General features: G+C 59.2%; 14 protein-coding genes and 1 tRNA gene. 14 read left to right on the forward strand and 1 reads right to left on the reverse strand.

What is annotated here, in order from left to right; all coding sequences use genetic code 11:
• The first annotated feature begins 1 nt into the window (after nucleotide 1).
• The 5 genes from DW732_RS06585 (at nucleotide 2) to DW732_RS06610 (ending at nucleotide 4,555) form a co-directional block, all read left to right on the forward strand.
• Complete coding sequence (locus DW732_RS06585) at nucleotides 2-1,081, forward strand: branched-chain amino acid ABC transporter permease (RefSeq protein ID WP_117734503.1); 1,080 nt, start codon at nucleotides 2-4, stop codon at nucleotides 1,079-1,081.
• The gene (locus DW732_RS06590; RefSeq protein WP_006234439.1) at nucleotides 1,071-1,931 is read left to right on the forward strand and encodes an ABC transporter ATP-binding protein; all 861 of its coding nucleotides are present in this window, start codon (nucleotides 1,071-1,073) and stop codon (nucleotides 1,929-1,931) included. Before DW732_RS06585 ends, DW732_RS06590 begins: the two co-directional genes overlap by 11 nt.
• Before the next feature lie 12 nt (nucleotides 1,932-1,943).
• Nucleotides 1,944-2,645 carry an ABC transporter ATP-binding protein gene (locus DW732_RS06595; protein WP_117807975.1) on the forward strand — a complete coding sequence of 234 codons (702 nt, stop codon included), beginning with the start codon at nucleotides 1,944-1,946 and terminating at the stop codon, nucleotides 2,643-2,645.
• 431 nt (nucleotides 2,646-3,076) lie between these two features.
• Nucleotides 3,077-3,754 (forward strand): copper homeostasis protein CutC, encoded by a 678-nt coding sequence (locus DW732_RS06605; RefSeq protein ID WP_118099109.1) that lies wholly within the window; start codon nucleotides 3,077-3,079, stop codon nucleotides 3,752-3,754.
• A gap of 3 nt (nucleotides 3,755-3,757) precedes the next feature.
• Nucleotides 3,758-4,555: a DUF4931 domain-containing protein gene (locus DW732_RS06610; RefSeq protein WP_118099110.1), complete on the forward strand. Its 798-nt coding sequence runs from the start codon at nucleotides 3,758-3,760 to the stop codon at nucleotides 4,553-4,555.
• Between the two features lie 30 nt (nucleotides 4,556-4,585).
• Here the strand turns inward: DW732_RS06610 and DW732_RS06615 are convergent, their stop codons facing one another.
• The gene (locus tag DW732_RS06615) at nucleotides 4,586-5,584 is read right to left on the reverse strand and encodes a bile acid:sodium symporter family protein (RefSeq protein WP_118099111.1); all 999 of its coding nucleotides are present in this window, start codon (nucleotides 5,582-5,584) and stop codon (nucleotides 4,586-4,588) included.
• A gap of 276 nt (nucleotides 5,585-5,860) precedes the next feature.
• On the opposite strand from DW732_RS06615, the gene recJ reads away from it, so the two are divergent.
• The 9 genes from recJ to rplT all read left to right on the forward strand — a co-directional run bounded on the left by recJ (nucleotide 5,861) and on the right by rplT (nucleotide 16,798).
• Complete coding sequence (recJ, locus tag DW732_RS06620; RefSeq protein ID WP_118099112.1) at nucleotides 5,861-9,148, forward strand: single-stranded-DNA-specific exonuclease RecJ; 3,288 nt, start codon at nucleotides 5,861-5,863, stop codon at nucleotides 9,146-9,148.
• Between the two features lie 15 nt (nucleotides 9,149-9,163).
• Nucleotides 9,164-11,524, forward strand: coding sequence for a bifunctional (p)ppGpp synthetase/guanosine-3',5'-bis(diphosphate) 3'-pyrophosphohydrolase (locus tag DW732_RS06625; protein WP_118099113.1), 2,361 nt, complete (start codon nucleotides 9,164-9,166; stop codon nucleotides 11,522-11,524).
• An 84-nt stretch (nucleotides 11,525-11,608) separates the two neighbouring features.
• Nucleotides 11,609-12,292 (forward strand): MBL fold metallo-hydrolase, encoded by a 684-nt coding sequence (locus tag DW732_RS06630; RefSeq protein WP_118099114.1) that lies wholly within the window; start codon nucleotides 11,609-11,611, stop codon nucleotides 12,290-12,292.
• Between the two features lie 194 nt (nucleotides 12,293-12,486).
• The gene (gene fba / locus DW732_RS06635) at nucleotides 12,487-13,353 is read left to right on the forward strand and encodes a class II fructose-1,6-bisphosphate aldolase (protein ID WP_117743995.1); all 867 of its coding nucleotides are present in this window, start codon (nucleotides 12,487-12,489) and stop codon (nucleotides 13,351-13,353) included.
• 254 nt (nucleotides 13,354-13,607) lie between these two features.
• Nucleotides 13,608-15,041, forward strand: coding sequence for a transglutaminase-like domain-containing protein (locus DW732_RS06640; RefSeq protein WP_118099115.1), 1,434 nt, complete (start codon nucleotides 13,608-13,610; stop codon nucleotides 15,039-15,041).
• Between the two features lie 39 nt (nucleotides 15,042-15,080).
• A tRNA-Leu gene (locus DW732_RS06645) sits at nucleotides 15,081-15,167 on the forward strand.
• A gap of 431 nt (nucleotides 15,168-15,598) precedes the next feature.
• Nucleotides 15,599-16,168 (forward strand): translation initiation factor IF-3, encoded by a 570-nt coding sequence (infC, locus tag DW732_RS06650; RefSeq protein WP_117734493.1) that lies wholly within the window; start codon nucleotides 15,599-15,601, stop codon nucleotides 16,166-16,168.
• 32 nt (nucleotides 16,169-16,200) lie between these two features.
• Nucleotides 16,201-16,392 (forward strand): 50S ribosomal protein L35, encoded by a 192-nt coding sequence (rpmI, locus tag DW732_RS06655; RefSeq protein WP_117734492.1) that lies wholly within the window; start codon nucleotides 16,201-16,203, stop codon nucleotides 16,390-16,392.
• Between the two features lie 46 nt (nucleotides 16,393-16,438).
• A complete protein-coding gene (gene rplT / locus DW732_RS06660; protein WP_006234421.1) occupies nucleotides 16,439-16,798 on the forward strand; it encodes a 50S ribosomal protein L20 in 360 nt (119 codons plus the stop codon).
• Nucleotides 16,799-17,084: the final 286 nt, after the last annotated feature.

A 17,084-nucleotide genomic window follows, 5' to 3' on the forward strand; every position in this document is an offset into this window, starting at 1 on the left:
TATGAAGTTCCTTAAAGACAAGCAGACGCGTCACGACTTTGTCACGTACGCCATGTGCATCGTGGCATTCGCCATCGTGTTCTTTATGCAGTCCAACCATATGATCCCGCGCATGATCGCCGGTCAGCTGGTTCCCATCACGGCCTATATCGTCATGGCCATCTCGCTTAACCTCGTCGTCGGCATCGCGGGCGATCTTTCGCTGGGCCATGCGGGCTTTATGAGTGTCGGCGCCTATACGGGTATCGTCACCGCCGTTGCCCTCGAGAGCGCCGTTCCCTCCGATCCGGTGCGTCTTATCATCAGCATCGTGGTCGGCGCTGTCGCTGCTGCCATTATGGGCTTCCTGATCGGTATCCCGGTTCTTCGCCTGAGCGGCGACTACCTGGCCATCGTGACCCTGGCCTTCGGCGAAATCATCAAAGAGATCGTCACCTGCCTTATCGTGGGCGTCGATTCCCGCGGCCTTCACGTGATCTTTAACATCACGGGCAACTCCACGATCGACGACCTTCATCTGCTCGAGGACGGCACCGCCATCATCAAGGGCGCCCAGGGCGCGTCGGGCGTGTCGACCTACTCGACCTTCCTTGCCGGTGCCATCCTGGTCATGATCGCGCTCGTGATCGTGCTCAATCTGGTCCGTAGCCGTACCGGCCGTGCCATCATGGCCGTGCGCGACAACAAGATCGCTGCCGAGTCCGTAGGCATCTCCGTCACCCAGTACCGCATGATCGCCTTCGTGGTTTCTGCCGCCCTCGCCGGTGCTGCAGGCGCCCTGTTCGGCGGTAACTTCTCGCAGCTCTCCGCCACCAAGTTTGACTTCAACACGTCCATCCTCATTCTGGTGTTCGTGGTCTTGGGCGGCCTGGGCAACATGCGCGGTTCTGTCATCGCGGCGGCGCTGCTCACGGTGCTTCCCGAACTGCTCCGTCAGTTCTCGGACTATCGCATGCTCATCTATGCCATCGTTTTGATCCTGGTCATGGTCTTTACCAACAACCCGCAGCTCAAGGCGTTCTTCGGTCGCGTTAAGGACCGCTTTGCTCCCAAGAAGGAGGTGGCAGCCGATGCCCAGTAAGTTTGAGTTCAACAAGGGCAAGATGGTCCCGTATCCTTCTGGCGCCATCGTTCCCGACCGCGACCTGGGCCAGCGCCCGGCGCTCGAGTGCATCCACTTGGGCATTGAGTTTGGCGGCCTTAAGGCGGTCGACGACTTTAGCCTGACCATTGGCAAGACCGAGATCGCCGGTCTGATCGGCCCCAACGGCGCCGGTAAGACCACGGTCTTCAACTTGCTTACCAAGGTGTACCAGCCCACGCACGGCACCATCCTGCTCGACGGCGAGGATACCTCGGGTAAGTCCGTCTACCAGGTCAACCGCATGGGCATCGCCCGTACCTTCCAGAACATCCGCCTGTTCAACACCATGACGGTGGAGGACAACGTTAAGGTCGGCCTGCACAACCAGGAGCGCTACTCCGGTTTTGAGGGCGTGCTGCGCCTGCCGACGTATTGGAAGCATGAGAAGGCCGCCCATGAGCGCGCTATGGAGCTGCTGTCCATTTTTGATATGGAGCACCTTGCAAACGAGCAGGCTGGCTCGCTGCCTTATGGCGCCCAGCGTCGTCTGGAGATCGTTCGCGCGCTTGCTACCAACCCTAAGCTGCTGCTGCTCGACGAGCCTGCCGCCGGCATGAACCCGTCCGAGACCGCGGAGCTCATGGCGAATATCGTCAAGATCCGTGACACCTTCGGCATCGCCATCATGCTCATCGAGCACGATATGTCGCTCGTCATGAACATCTGCGAGGGCATCTGCGTGCTCAACTTTGGTAAGGTCATCGCCAAGGGCACGGCCGAGGAAATCCAGAACAACGACGCCGTTATCGAGGCGTATCTGGGCAAGCAGGATAAGGGGGAGAACTAAATGGCAGAGCCGATGCTTTCCGTCTACAACATCAACGTCTGGTACGGCGCCATCCACGCCATCAAGGACATCTCCTTTAACGTCAACGAGGGCGAGATCGTGGCCCTGATCGGCGCCAACGGCGCCGGCAAGTCCACGACGCTTAAGACCGTCTCGGGCCTGCTGCGCTCCAAGACCGGTTCCATCAAGTTTATGGGCGAGGACATTACCCACGCGCCCGCCGACAAGCTGGTGAGCAAGGGCCTGGCCCAGGTGCCCGAAGGCCGTCGCGCCTTTTTGCAGATGACGGTCGAGGAGAACCTGGAGATGGGCGCCTACACGCAGCCCAAGTCCACGGTTGCTCCGGGCCTTGAGCGCGTCTACGAGCAGTTCCCTCGCCTTAAGGAGCGCCGTCGCCAAGTCGCCGGCACCCTTTCGGGCGGCGAGCAGCAGATGCTCGTTATGGGCCGCGCCCTTATGAGTAACCCCAAGCTGCTCATGCTTGACGAGCCTTCCATGGGCTTGGCGCCGATTCTGATTGAGCAGATCTTTCAGATTGTCGAGGACCTGCACAAGGCCGGCACCACGGTGCTTCTGGTCGAGCAGAACGCGCAGATGGCGCTCTCGATCGCCACGCGCGGCTACGTGCTCGAGACCGGCAAGATCACCATGACCGGCACCGGCCAAGAGCTCCTGCACGACGATAACGTGCGCAAGGCCTATCTGGGCGGCTAGGAGGTCCCGCCGTTCTGCCGAACGGCGGGCCAGCCGACGCTGCGCGGGCGCCAGAGCGACAACCTGTCATTCAAAGAGGGCGGCATGACCAGAAGGTCTATGCCGTCCTCTTTTCATGCCAACTTGTTCGCCCTGGACGTCGCTCGCTGTCCGTCCTCTACCTGCGCCGTTGTCTTGTTCCGGGGGTGGCAGTTAGGGACGTTCCTTTTCTGCCGGCAGTTTGGGACACTCCTTGTCAAGATAGTCGTTGGGGACGTTCTTGAATGACTAGTCGTTTAAGAACGTCCCAACGACTACTCCCTTTATGTTGCGGTGGAATAGGGACTAAATGGGAGTCTCAGAGGCCAAAAGAGTCCCTATTCCACCGCAACTTCATGGGGGCGTGCGACAATACCCGTCGGAAAACATCTGCTGTCTTTGGGGGTCTATCTATGCTGTACGAGTTTTGTGCCGAGAACTTTGAGCGGGTGCCGGCGGCTATCGACGCCGGTGCAAAGCGCATCGAGCTGTGCGACAACCTCGCCGCCGGTGGTACCACGCCTTCCGCCGGCGTTATCAGCGCCACGGTCAACTACGCTCACGAGCACGATGCGCGAGTGATGTGCATGATTCGTCCGCGTGGCGGCGACTTTCATTACAACCAGGACGAGCTGCACATGATGGAGATGGACCTGGGCCTTGCTGTGAGCGCCGGCGTCGACGGTCTGGTCTTTGGCTGCTGCAAGGCCTGTGCCGGCGGCTGGGCGCTCGACGAACTCACCCTCGGCGCCCTCGTTATGGCTGCGGGCTGCGCGACCGAGGAATGCAAGCGTGAGTCCATCGACATCACCTTCCACATGGCATTTGACCAGCTCTCGCCCGAGGCTCAGCTCGATGCGATTGATACACTTGCCGACTGCGGCGTTACGTGCATCCTCACGCATGGCGGCGCTGCCGGTACGTCGATCGAGGATAATTTCGATCACCTGGCTCGTTTAATCGAGTATGCGGGCGATCGTTTGACCATCCTTCCCGGCGGCGGCATCACTACGGCAAATCGCGACGCGGTCGCGGCAACGCTCGGCGTCTCCGAGCTCCATGGCACCAAGATCGTGCCGCTGGAGGTATAACCCGTGGCGCTGGTATTTGACGTTCAGCAGGCGAGCGGCAAGCCCGACGATAATCGTCGCCCTGGCACCGCGTGCCCCTTTTGCGACACGGAGGGACTCGCCAACATCATCCAGCGCGATGGTGACTGCATCTGGCTCGAGAATAAGTTCAAGACCTTGCAGGCCACACGTCAGACCGTATTGATCGAGTCTGCCAATCACGACGCCGACCTGGTGACCTATGAACCGGATGAGCTGCATCATGTGATGCGGTTTGCCCTGGACTGTTGGCAGCAGATGATCGATTCCCAACAGTACCGCAGTGTGCTTATGTACAAGAACAAAGGCCCGCTTTCGGGCGGCAGCCTGGTCCATCCGCACATGCAGATTGTGGGTTTGGAACAGGAGGACGGCTATGCTTCGTTGACTTCCGCCAATTTCGAAGGCATCAATGTCTGGCAGCAGGGGAGAATCTCGGTCAACATCTCAACCGAACCGATCATGGGGTTCTTTGAGGTCAATGTTTCAGCCCCGCAGGGAATCGCCGCCAGCGACGACGCCCACGACCAAGCCGAAGCGGACCTGTTTGCCGATGCGATTCAGGTGGCCCTGCGCTATATTCTGCACGAGCACCACGGCGGTCGCGCGGAGTCGTACAACTTGTTCTTCTACCACCTGGGCGGCCGGACCATTGCAAAGGCGCTGCCGCGTTGGGTGGTATCGCCCTACTTTGTGGGCTATCGTCTGGCCCAGGTCAATGCCGAGACCACGCTCGATATCGATGCAGAGCGCCTGTGTGCGCATCTGGAAACGCTCGTGTAGCAAGGCGAGCGCCTGCGAAAAGCGTGCTGTCTAGCGTGTCATCGCGTCGCGGCCGGCCTTGACCCGCTTGCGCTGTTTGGCGCGCTCCTCGCCGGTTAGGCGCTCAAAGAGGTGCCCGATAATTGAGGCTAACACCTGCTGAAACAGCGTGCCGCACATGACGGGGAATACCACTTCGCCGGGAAAATACTGCGTGGCGATGACGGCACCCGAGGAGATGTTGCGCATGCCGCAGGTAAAGCACATGGTAGTCGTCTCGCTATATGGCAGATGCAGTGCACGGGCGACCAGAAAACCGACGACAAAGCCGCTGATGGCGAAGGTCAAAATAAAGAGGGCGACTTCTATGCGCACCGCGTTCATGTGCAGCACGTACTCGCTCATGGCGGTGGAGTTGGACGCGATAACGCCCATCATCATGAACTTGCAGGCGGGTGAGAGCGCGGGGGAGAGCTTCTCGTGTCCCCATCCACGCGTGAGCTCGTTGATCACGATGCCGAGCACGGCGGGGATGGCGATCATAAAGGCCATGTCTTGCATCATGCTCGGCACATCGATCGAGACGGTGGCACCCAGCAAGAGCTTCAGCGTGAGCGGAATCGTCACAGGTGAGATGACCGAGGACGTCAGGATGATGGTGAGCGCGAGCGGGCCGTTGCCGCCGAACATGCTAATCCACATAAAGGCAGTGACTGCCACGGGCACGCTGTACTCGAGCACGATGCCGCAGACAAGGTTGGGGTTGGAACCAAAGAACAGTGAGCCCACGGCATACGCCGCGATGGGGATGAGCACAGCCGAGACAAATAACGCCAAAATCAAATGTAGCGGACGGCGGAACACCTCGGTTACCTGGTGGAAGGTGTTGCTGAGCGCACCCTGAAACGTCATAAAGGCAAACAGGGCGGGAACGATGGGCTTGAGCACGCCGATCTGCTGGGGAAAGAGCACGCCGAGCGCCACGCAAATCGGAACGATGATTTGCATGTGCCCCGCGAGAAATTTGCCCAGTCCAACCCACTGCTTCATATGCGCTTGCGACTCCCTTTGCTCGTGAATCCGTTTTGAATGGATATGCTAGACGCTCGCATGCGTCCGTGCGTCAGAAACGCTTGATTATTTCGAGGATATTGCCGGCATCGTTTATCGAAACCGCGGCGTGCTGCGGCGATTGGCGTCCGCACTGCACGGTATAATAAATCCGTTCAACAGATCTGCCTGCCGAAGCGGGCATACACAGAGGACTCATCGCTATGAACCGTGAGAGGTATCGCGGCGACCTGCCCCTATCGGGGGTGGGTGCCTATGTCATCGCTTAAGACGACGCATCGCTGGGCGGTCGCTCAGCAAAACCCCGAGCTCGAAAAGGAGCTTTCGGCTGGCCTGGGCATACCCGGGTTGGTGGCGCGCATTATGGTTGCGCACGGCATTACATCCATCGAAGAAGGTCAGCTGTTTTTGACGCCTTCGCTCGATCGCGACTGGGCCGATCCACTTATTATCCCGGGCATGTCGGTCGTTGCCGACCGCGTCGAGCGTGCTATTCGTAACCACGAGCGCATCGCGGTCTTTGGCGATTTTGACGTTGACGGTATTACGTCGACCTGCCTGTTGACCGAGGCACTCCGCACGTTTGGCGCCAATGTCACACCATTCATCCCGCACCGCTTTGACGAGGGATATGGCCTTTCGCGCGCGGCGCTCGACCGCGTCAACGAGCTCGCCCAACCCAATCTGATCGTGACCGTTGATAACGGTATCGCGGCGAAGGAGGAGGTCTCCTATCTGGAGAGCCTGGGAATCGACCTGGTGGTCACGGACCATCACGAGCCCTCCGATCAGGTGCCGCAGGGCGTGCCCCTGACCGACCCTAAGCTTGAGAACGAGGGCCCCTCGCGCGAGCTTGCCGGTGCCGGTGTGGCGCTCAAGCTGGTGCAGGTTTTGGGCGAGCGTCTGGGCAAGCCGTCGTATTGGCGTTCGTTGATTGAGGTCGCGGCGCTGGGTACCGTGTCCGACATGATGCCGTTGACGTCCGAGAACCGCGCGCTGGTCGCCGAGGGCATCCAGCAGATGCGCGTGACGGCTCGTCCCGGCTACATCGCGCTGGCGGCGCTCGCCAAGGCCGACCTCTCTAGCATTACGGCCGATGGCCTGTCGTTTTCGCTCATCCCTCGCCTGAATGCTGCCGGCCGCATGGCTGATCCCAAGCTGGCGCTCGACCTGCTGCTTGCCCGCGACCCCATCGAAGCGAGTGCGCTTGCCGCCGAGCTCGAGGAAATCAATCGCCAACGCCGCGAGATCGAGGCGGAGCTCACACGCGATGCCATGGCGAAGGTCGAGGAGACTTATGACGGCGGACGCGCAATCGTCGTGGGCGGCGAAGGCTGGCACGAGGGCGTCAAGGGCATCGTGGCAAGCCGTCTGACCAACCGCTATCACGTGCCGGCGCTGCTGTTCTCGATCGAGGACGGTATCGCGCGCGGCTCTGGTCGCTCGGTGGGCAAAGTTAACCTGTTTGACGCCGTCGAGCGCTGTTCCGACCTGCTAATTCGTCGCGGCGGACATGCCGGTGCGGTGGGTGTGACCATCGAGGCATCCAAGCTCGATGAGTTCCGCCGCCGCCTTTCCGCTGTGCTATCGGAGCTTCCCGCCGAGGACTTTGAAGACACCGACGAGGTCGCCGCCATCGTCGACCTCTCCGAGCTAAATATCGAGACTATCGAGCAGATCTCCCGTCTTGAGCCGTTTGGCCAGGGCAACAAGGTGCCGCTGCTGGCTGCCGAGGGCGTGACGATGTGCGACCGCGCCGTGGTGGGCAAAACCGGCGAGCACATGCGCTTTGTGGCGACCGATGGCGCCGCGAGTGTGCCGGCCATTATGTTCCGCGTGCCGCAAATCGATAAGCTCATCAACTGCGATAGCGCTGTCGACTTGGTGTTCGAGGCCGTTGCCGAGCATTGGCAGGGGCGTGTGAAGCCCAAGCTCATGATCAAGGATGTTCTGGTCCGCGATACCACGCTGCCCAGCGTCGACGATCCGGCATGCGAGCTTCGTCGTGGCGTGCAGCCGGCGGACTGTGGCCTGCACCTGGAGTCGCGTAAGCGCGAGACGCTCGCCCAACTGTCTTATACCGAGCTCACGCGCTCGCTTATCCATAGCTTTATCGGATCGAACCAGCCGCACCGCGCGCAGGTTGAGGCGCTCGATGCCTTGGCCGACCACCAGAGCGTCTTGGCCGTTATGGGAACGGGCCGCGGCAAGTCTCTCATCTTCCATGTACATGCTGCGCGCGAGGCTGTCCTTTGCGGACGTGCGAGTATCTTTGTCTATCCGCTGCGTGCGCTCGTTGCCGACCAGGCCTATCACCTTTCCTCGACGATGGCCGCGCTTGGCATTGGCGTTGGCGTGCTGACGGGCGAGACCGTGGAGGCCGCACGCGATGACGTGTTCGCCGGTCTTGTTTCGGGTCGCACCGGCATTGTTCTCACGACGCCGGAGTTCCTGTCTATCCATCGCGATTGCTTCGCGCATTCTGGACGTATCGGCTTTGTCGTTATCGATGAGGCACATCATGCCGGTCTTGCCAAAGGTGGCGACCGGAGCGCGTACCTCGACATGCCCGATATTCTCAAAGCGCTAGGCGATCCCGTTGTCATGGCGGCAACGGCTACCGCGACGGCTCCGGTCGTGGCAGAGCTCGCTCGCGTATTGCCGATTACCAGCACGGTGGTTGACGAGACCGTGCGCGAGAACCTGCAGCTCGAGGACGATCGCGACCTCGCAAGCCGCGAAAATCGCCTGGTGTCGATTGTGGCGACGGGGGAGAAGACCGTCATCTACGTCAACTCGCGCGACCAGTCCGTGGCGCTTGCTAAGACGCTGCGCAAGCGGGTACCCGATTGCGCGACCCGCATCGCGTTCTATAACGCGGGGCTTGCGCGCTCCGATCGTCGCCGTGTCGAGGAAGCGTTTCGTGACGGAAGCCTCAGTTGCATCGTTTCGACCTCTGCCTTTGGCGAGGGTGTCAATCTGCCCGATATCCGCCATGTCGTGCTGTACCACATGCCGTTTGGCGCCATTGAGTTCAACCAGATGAGTGGGCGAGCCGGTCGCGACGGACAGCCCGCCGTGATCCACCTGCTCTATTCGTCGCGTGACGCTCGCATTAACGAGCGCCTGCTCGATTGTTACGCGCCCGAGCGCGATGAGCTTGTCACGCTCTATCGAGCGCTGCAGACCATGTGGCGCTCCAACCGTGGCAAGACGGGGGACGATTCATTCTGCGCAAGCGATATCGACATTGCGCAGATGTGCCTTGCAATCGACGCGCGCACGCCGGTCGATGAGCGCTCGGTGGCAAGCGGCTTGGGAATCTTCGAAGAACTCGGTTTCTGCCGCGTTTCGGGGTTTGACGATACGCGTCGCATCGCGATGGCAGAAAACCCCGGCCGCGTGCAATTAAGCAGGTCAATTCGCTATTTGGAGGGCTTGCGCTCGCGCATGGAGTTCTCGGCTTTCCGGAGTTGGGCGCTCGATTCGTGCGCTTCTGATATGCTAGCCAAAGTTAACCGCCCGATCGTACCGCGGGCCTAGGGGAAGGGGACCTCGATGGATGCCGCAGCCCGTACCGCCCATGATTCCACCCTCCAGCCGTTCTCGGAGATGGAGCACTATAAGCATGCCGATGAGCTGCCGCCCGAGATTATGGCGGACAGCTACGACAAGCTGGAGCGCTTGTGCCTCAAATATATGAATGATGATGACTTCTCCAAGGTGGAGCAGGCCTACTGCTTTGCCGCCGAGAAGCACTGCAACCAAAAGCGCCGCTCGGGCGAGATGTACATTAACCATCCCGTCGAGGTTGCCATCATTTTGGCTGATCTTAAGATGGACTGCGATGTGGTGTGCGCCGCGCTGCTGCACGATACCGTCGAGGATACCGAGACCTCGCTTACCGATGTTTCCGGCCTGTTTGGCGAAACCGTGGCAGAACTCGTCGACGGCGTGACCAAGCTCACCAACATCGAAGTCGACAGCATGGACGAGAAGCAGGCCCTCACGCTGCGCAAGATGTTCCTTGCCATGTCCAAGGACATTCGCGTCATCATCGTCAAGCTCGCCGACCGCCTGCATAACATGCGCACGTTGGCGGCCCTTCGCGAGGACCGCCGTCTGTTTAAGGCGCGCGAGACCATGGACGTATACGCGCCTCTTGCCGACCGCCTGGGCATGAGCTCTATCAAGTGGGAGCTCGAGGACCTGTCCTTCTTCTACTTGGAGCCCGATGCCTACCAGCGCATCGCGCGCATGGTAGCCGAGTCGCGCGAGGTTCGCGAGCGCTATCTGGCCGAGACCATCAAGACGCTCACTGACGAGCTCAATCGCATTGGTCTTGAGGGCTTTCAGATCAACGGTCGTTCCAAGCACTATTGGTCCATCTATCAAAAGATGAAGCGCAAGGGTAAGGAGTTCTCCGAGATTTACGACCTGGTGGCGCTGCGCGTCATCACTCATTCGGTGCGCGATTGCTATTCCACGCTTGGTGCCGTACATACCTTGTGGCATCCCATGCCCGGTCGTTTTAAAGATTATATCGCCATGCCCAAGGTCAATAACTACCAATCGCTTCACACGACGGTTATCGGCCCCACGGCCCGTCCGCTCGAGATTCAGATTCGAACCTACGAGATGCACGAGCAGGCAGAGTACGGCATCGCCGCCCACTGGCTGTACAAGAAGTCGGGCGGATCGTCTGCCTCCAAGACCAACGACGCGCAGCGTCTGGACGACCAGATTAACTGGCTCAAACATTCGCTCGATTGGGCTGCGTCTGATGAGATCACCGACGCCAAGGAATACCTGCATTCGCTGAAGGTCGACTTGTTTGACCAGGAGATTTTTGTCTTTACGCCCAAGGGAGAGGTCATGGCGCTTCGCGCCGGCTCAACACCGCTCGACTTTGCCTACGCCGTTCATACCGAGGTCGGCAACCACTGCGTCGGCGCTAAGATCAACGGTGCGGTGGCGCCGCTCACGCACGAAATCAAGACGGGCGACCGCGTTGAAATCCTGACCAACAAGAGTTCCAAGCCGTCGCGTGATTGGCTCAAGATCGTTAAGACACCTTCCGCCAAGTCAAAGATCCGCCGCTATTTTGCCGCCGCGACCAAGGACGACGACGCTGCCGCCGGCCGCGATATACTGGCCAAGGACCTGCGCAAGCGCGGGTATGGCATCTCTACGCCACGATCCACGCGTGCGCTCAACGCCGTGGCGGAGCAGTTTAACTACAAGCAGCTCGAGGACCTGTTTGCCGCCGTCGGCGCGGGCAAAGTCGCCCCGCGCGCTGTGGGTAACAAGGTCGAGCAAATCTTGGACCCCAAGCCCGAGGAGCAGCTCACCAAGGCCGAGGCCATTGCCGAGGTCGTCAAGCAGCCTGCCCGCGGCTCCAACCGCAAGCCGCAAAAGCGCGGCAAGAGCGCCAGCAACGGCATTATCGTCAAGGGCGAGAGCAACAGCGGTCTGCTGGTCCGTTTGGCGCATTGCTGCAATCCGGTGACGGGCGACGACATCGTCGGCTTCATCACGCGCGGCCGAGGCGTCTCGGTGCATCGCGCCAACTGCCCCAACGTCAAGGGCCTTATGGAGCACCCCGAGCGCATGATTGACGTAGAGTGGAACGGCGCTGCCGACACCCTCTTCCAGGTCGAGATCGTGGTCGAGTGTCTGGACCGCATGGGCCTGCTCAAGGATGTCACCATTGCCATTGGCGATGCGGGCGGCAATATCCTTTCTGCTGCCACGTCGACCAACCGCGAGGGTATTGCAACCCTGCGCTTTATGGTCGAGATCTCGGACGCGAGTGGTCTGGATCCGCTGCTGGCATCGATTAGCAGCGTCGACTCGGTCTACGATGCACGTCGTTTGATGCCTGGCGAGGGTGGAGCTCAGCTCAAGCGCCGCGTTTAGTCGCGACGAACGTGCCACATTATCGATATTCGCTACACTCGAGGCATCGTTTGATGCCTCGAGTTCTATAGAGAGGAGAGGGATATGAGCGCTGCGTCCTTGGATTTAACTCCCAAAGGATCGGTCGAGATCGAGACGCTCGTAAACGGTCCCATTCAGACCAACAGCTATGCTGTTATTTCGGACAATGAGTGCGTGATTATCGACCCCGCATGGGAAGGCGAGCGCCTGGTGGAGCATATTCGAGCCGAGCATCCCGGTGTACGCGTGCTTGGCGCCGTATGCACTCATGGCCATGCCGATCATGTTGGTGGTGTTGCCGGCGTACGAACCGCCGTTGGCGAGGGCTGCCAGTATGAGCTGTGTGCTAAGGATGTGGCGGTGCCGTATGCGAATATCGAGGAACAGCGAGCTATGTGGGGCATTGAGACGCCCGACCCCGGGGAGCCGACGCGCCTGCTCGCCGAGGGCGATGCTATTGAGGTGGGCGATATCTGCCTGCAGGTGATCGAGACGCCCGGGCACACACCGGGTGGCATTGTTTTGTTCGCCGCCACCGAGCAGGGAAGCATCGCCTTTGTTGGCGACACGCTATTCCCGGGCAGCCACGGCCGTACCGACCTTTCCGGCGGAGACGAGGCTGCGATTCTGCGCTCGCTCTCCAAGCTCGCCCGGCTGCTTCCGGCCGATACCGTTTGCCTGACGGGTCATGGTGATTCGACCACCATGGCGCGCGAGCTCATGCAGAACCCGTTCATGCAGATATAGCTTTATCGTCAGCTTTGTAAGCACGAGAAGTGTCCAAACGTCAAGTTATTTTCCCCAACGGGTCGATTCCGTTGGGCAAACGGTCAAAAAAAGTCCATTCGGGCGATATTCGTGAACAAACGAACGTTTCTGCGCGGGCATGCCGTGGTAAAATCTCAGGCGTTATCGGAGCAACCTTACAGGAGGTTTCTTTTATGCTCGTCAACGCAGCAGACATGCTCAAGAAGGCCGAGGCCGGCAAGTACGCTCTCGGTGCCTTCAACACCAACAACCTCGAGTGGACCCTGGCCATTCTCCAGGCCGCCGAGGAGGCCAAGTCTCCGCTGATCCTTCAGTGCACCGCTGGTGCCGCTAAGTGGATGGGCGGTTTCAAGGTCTGCGCCGACATGGTCAAGGCTGCCGTCGAGGCCACGGGCGTTACCGTTCCCGTCGCCCTTCACCTCGATCACGGTTCTTACGAGGACTGCTTCAAGTGCATCGAGGCCGGCTTCACGTCCATCATGTATGACGGCTCTCACGAGGAGACCTTCCAGCTTAACCTCGACCGCACCAAGGAGCTCGTTGAGCTTGCCCACTCCAAGGGCATGTCCATCGAGGCCGAGGTTGGCGGCATCGGCGGCACCGAGGACGGCGTGACCTCCAACGGCGAGCTCGCTGACCCCGCTGAGTGCAAGCAGATTGCCGACCTGGGCGTTGACTTCCTCGCCTGCGGCATCGGCAACATCCACGGCGTGTATCCCGCCGACTGGGCTGGCCTGTCCTTCGAGCGTCTGGGCGAGATCAAGGCCCAGACCGGTGACCTGCCCCTCGTTCTGCACGGTGGTACCGGCATCCCCGAGGATCAGATCAAGAAGGCCATCTCCCTGGGCATCTCCAAGATCAACGTCAACACCGACCTGCAGCTCGTCTTCGCCAAGGGCGTCCGCGAGTACATCGAGGCTGGCAAGGATCAGCAGGGCAAGGGCTTTGACCCCCGCAAGCTCCTCAAGCCTGGTCGCGACAACATCGTTGCTCGCACCAGGGAGCTCATGGAGGAGTTTGGCTCCGTCAACAAGGCGTAAGTAGCGGTTTAACTTTTCCGCCGGAGGCCCCGTTCGCCCTACGCTTTTCCCTTGCGCTCGCCTGGCTTTGCCAGAAGTCGCGCAATGGGAAAAGCTCCGGGCGAACGGGGCCTCCTTCGTTAACTCGCTACAGGGTTACTGGGCTGAGATAATTGAATTGATACCGTTTATCGGTGTTGAGGGCTCCTTGGTTGGGGGCTTTGTTTTTATGTCGGTACAATGGGCTCAGGTTGTCGTACTACTTGGGAGTGGTTATGGCTGTTATTGATATTTTGCCTGCTGACGGGAAGGTTGTTGCCGAGGGTCCCGTTGGGTGCTCTGTTGAGGTTTGCGACGATGATTTCCGTCATCTTGATATCGGATTGCCGCCTGAGATTCTTCGTCTCAAGGATGCTGGATATCTGACACAGGCGGTTGCGGCTTGCGATCGTCTTTTGAAGCAGAATCCTGATCCCTCGTTTGCCGCCTGCGTTCGTGCCGAGCGGTATTGCATGATCGAGACGCCGCTTCATTTTTCGGTGTCGCGTGATCGGGCTATTGAGATGATCCGCGAGGAATGGCCCGAGTTTACCGATAAGCAGTTTGACGACCTGATTGACCGCAAGCGTATCGATTGGCGTTTTATCGATGGCGAGCTATTCGTCCTCGACAATTTCCTTGATTCCTTGCGCGTGTATCCCAAGGAGGTTCCGGGCCTGCGCCCCGATCCTACGGATAGCATTGCGCTGCGTAACCAGATGCTCGAGGAGATGGAAACGCAGGGCGGGCTGTCTCGTACCATTACGCTTAAGGCGTGCGTGTCTGTCCCCGGGGCTTTGGAAGGAGAGGCCGTTCGCGCGTGGCTTCCCGTTGCCGCTGCCTGCCGCCAGCAGTCTCAGATCGAGATTCTTGATATGACGCCGGAGGGGGTCATTGCCCCTGCGAACGCCTTGGCGCGTACCGCTTCGTGGGTCTCCTCGACCGATCGCTCGTTCTCGGTGATCTATCGTTATCAAATCGATGCCGCTTATCACGATATCTATGGGGGTGCGCTTCCGGCGCATCCGTGTATGGACACATCGCTGCCCGAGGACATTTCCGAGGACCGTCCACACATTGCGTTCACGCCGTATCTGCAGCAGCTGACTGAGCGTGTCGTTGACGGGCTCGAGGACCAGCTCGATCGAGCTCGGGCTATCTATGATTACTTGACGCTGCATATCGACTATCGCTATCAGCCGCCGTATCTGCTTTTGGGCTCCATCGCCGATGACTGTGCGCATTCGCTTCGCGGTGATTGTGGCGTTATGGCGCTCACGTTTATCACCATGTGCCGCATTGCCGGTGTGCCCGCCCGCTGGCAGAGCGGCCTGTACGTTGCGCCCGACTCGGTGGGGCCGCATGACTGGGCGGAGTTTTATACGCCGCAGACTGGCTGGCTCAACGCCGATGTCTCGTTTGGTTCCTCGGCGCGTAGGATGGGGGAGGAATGGCGCCGCCGCCACTATTTTGGTAACCTCGATCCGTGGCGCATGGTGGCAAATTCCCGGTTCCAGGCAGGGTTTGAACCCGTCTTCGACGGTATGCGCGAGGATCCCTATGACAACCAGATGGGGGAGGTCTCGGTCGACGGTCGTGGATGCCGTCGGCGCGAGATGCTCCGTTCGGTCGAGCTCATCGAAATGCTCGAAGTTCCATTTTCGGACTAATCAACAGAAAGCTGTGATAAACTAACTCACGCATTACGTGCCCGAGTGGCGGAATTGGCAGACGCAGTGGACTCAAAATCCACCGTTGGCAACAACGTGCGAGTTCGAGTCTCGCCTCGGGCACCATACATGCAGCTGAGCGTTCAAGGGGGTCAAGGCCCCCTTTTTCGTGCCGAACTCGCGTGAGCGCGCGAAACGTTAAGCAAACAGGCCGGCGGACTGTTTGTAGCGGAGCGTGGCGAGGGCGCTATGCGCCCGAAGCCCGGGGTTTCGCAAAGCGGAAGCCCTTCGAGTCTCGCCTCGGGCACCATGCATGCACCTGCGCTTCAAGGGGGCCGCGAACCCCTTTTTCGTGTACGTAATGTGATAACGCGCTGTACGTGTTATTATCGCCAAGGCGTTGTTCCCGCAATGTCCTAAAGAGGAACCCGAGGGTCCCCACCTTTTGGCGCCAATGAGCAGCTGACTGGTTATACAACTTAGATTTACTTCCTCAAATGGAGGACGTCTATGTGTATGACCTGGTTGCAAAGAAGCGCCGGGTTATTTTTTTATGAATGGAGGTAGGGAAAATAGCTAAGTCTGATGACACCCGCATCAACGACGAGATCACTGCATCTTCGTGCCGTTTGATTGGCGTCGATGGCTCTCAGCTCGGCCTGTTCGCCATCCGCGATGCCCAGCGCGTCGCTGACGATCAGGGTCTCGACCTAGTCGAGATCGCTCCCAACGCGGAGCCGCCGGTCTGCAAGGTCATGGACTACGGTAAGTTCAAGTACCAGCAGGCCATGAAGGCCAAGGCTGCTCGTAAGAACCAGTCTAAGGTCGAGGTCAAGGAAATGAAGTTCCGACCCAAGATCGATGTTGGCGACTACGAGACCAAGAAGGGCCACGTTCTGCGTTTCCTCAAGAAGGGCGCACGCGTTAAGATCACCATCATGTTCCGCGGCCGTGAGATGGCTCACCCGGAGCAGGGCCTTAACGTTCTCGAGCGTCTCGCCGAGGATCTCAAGCCTTACGCTACGGTCGAGTCCAAGCCTAAGATGGAAGGCCGTAACATGCTTATGCTGCTCGCCCCGATTAAGGGCGCTTTCGATGAGGAAAAAGCGGCAAACGATACTAAGTAACTAGTGTTCTGTAACCGATTAAGGAGTATTTCATGCCTAAGATGAAGTCCCACAGCGGCACCAAGAAGCGTTTCCGCAAGACTGGTACCGGCAAGCTCATGCGCGCCAAGGCTTTCAAGAGCCACATCCTGAGCAAGAAGTCCACCAAGCGTAAGCGTGGCTTCCGCAAGGAGACCGAGATCGCCGCTGCCGACCGCAAGGTCATTAAGTCGCGTCTCGCCTAAGTTCGCGTTCCCTTTTTTCGTTTTACCGTCTAGGAGTTGATAGAACATGGCACGTATTAAGCGCGCTGTTGCCGCCAAGAAGAAGCGCCGTACCGTTATGCACCGTGCGAAGGGTTACTACGGTGCCGCTTCGCGTACTTACAAGCATGCTAAAGAGCAGGTCCAGCACTCCCTGCAGTATCAGTATCGTGATCGCCGCAACAAGAAGCGCGAGATCCGTTCTCTCTGGATCACCCGTATCAACGCTGCCGCTCGCCTGAACGACATTTCTTATTCTCAGTTCATGCACGGCTTGAAGGTTGCCGGCATTGAGCTCGACCGCAAGGTCCTGGCTCAGATGGCTTACGAGGACATCGAGTCCTTCAACGAATTGGCTACCATCGCCAAGAAGGCTCTCGAGGCCTAATAGATTCTCTTGAATCGCTAGGGGAGTGTCGCGTTGTGCGCGGCGCTCCCTCTTTTTATCTGAAGCGCGGTTTACATTGCTAAAAGCGCGGGTAGATAGACACCTACAGGTGACCGATCTCTATATATTCCTGAACCAAAGGGTCATCATCTGATACGTGCGGAAGATTCGCACCAGTCTTTCTATTAGCTATAGAAGGCGATATATTGTGTAGGACTTGTGAAGAGTGGAATTGACGTTCCACAGGCCCCTCCGGTCTGGCAATATATCTCCTTGCCGCGCGGCC

The sequence above is a fragment of the Collinsella sp. AM28-11LB genome (genome assembly GCF_003469895.1).
GTDB lineage: Bacteria > Actinomycetota > Coriobacteriia > Coriobacteriales > Coriobacteriaceae > Collinsella.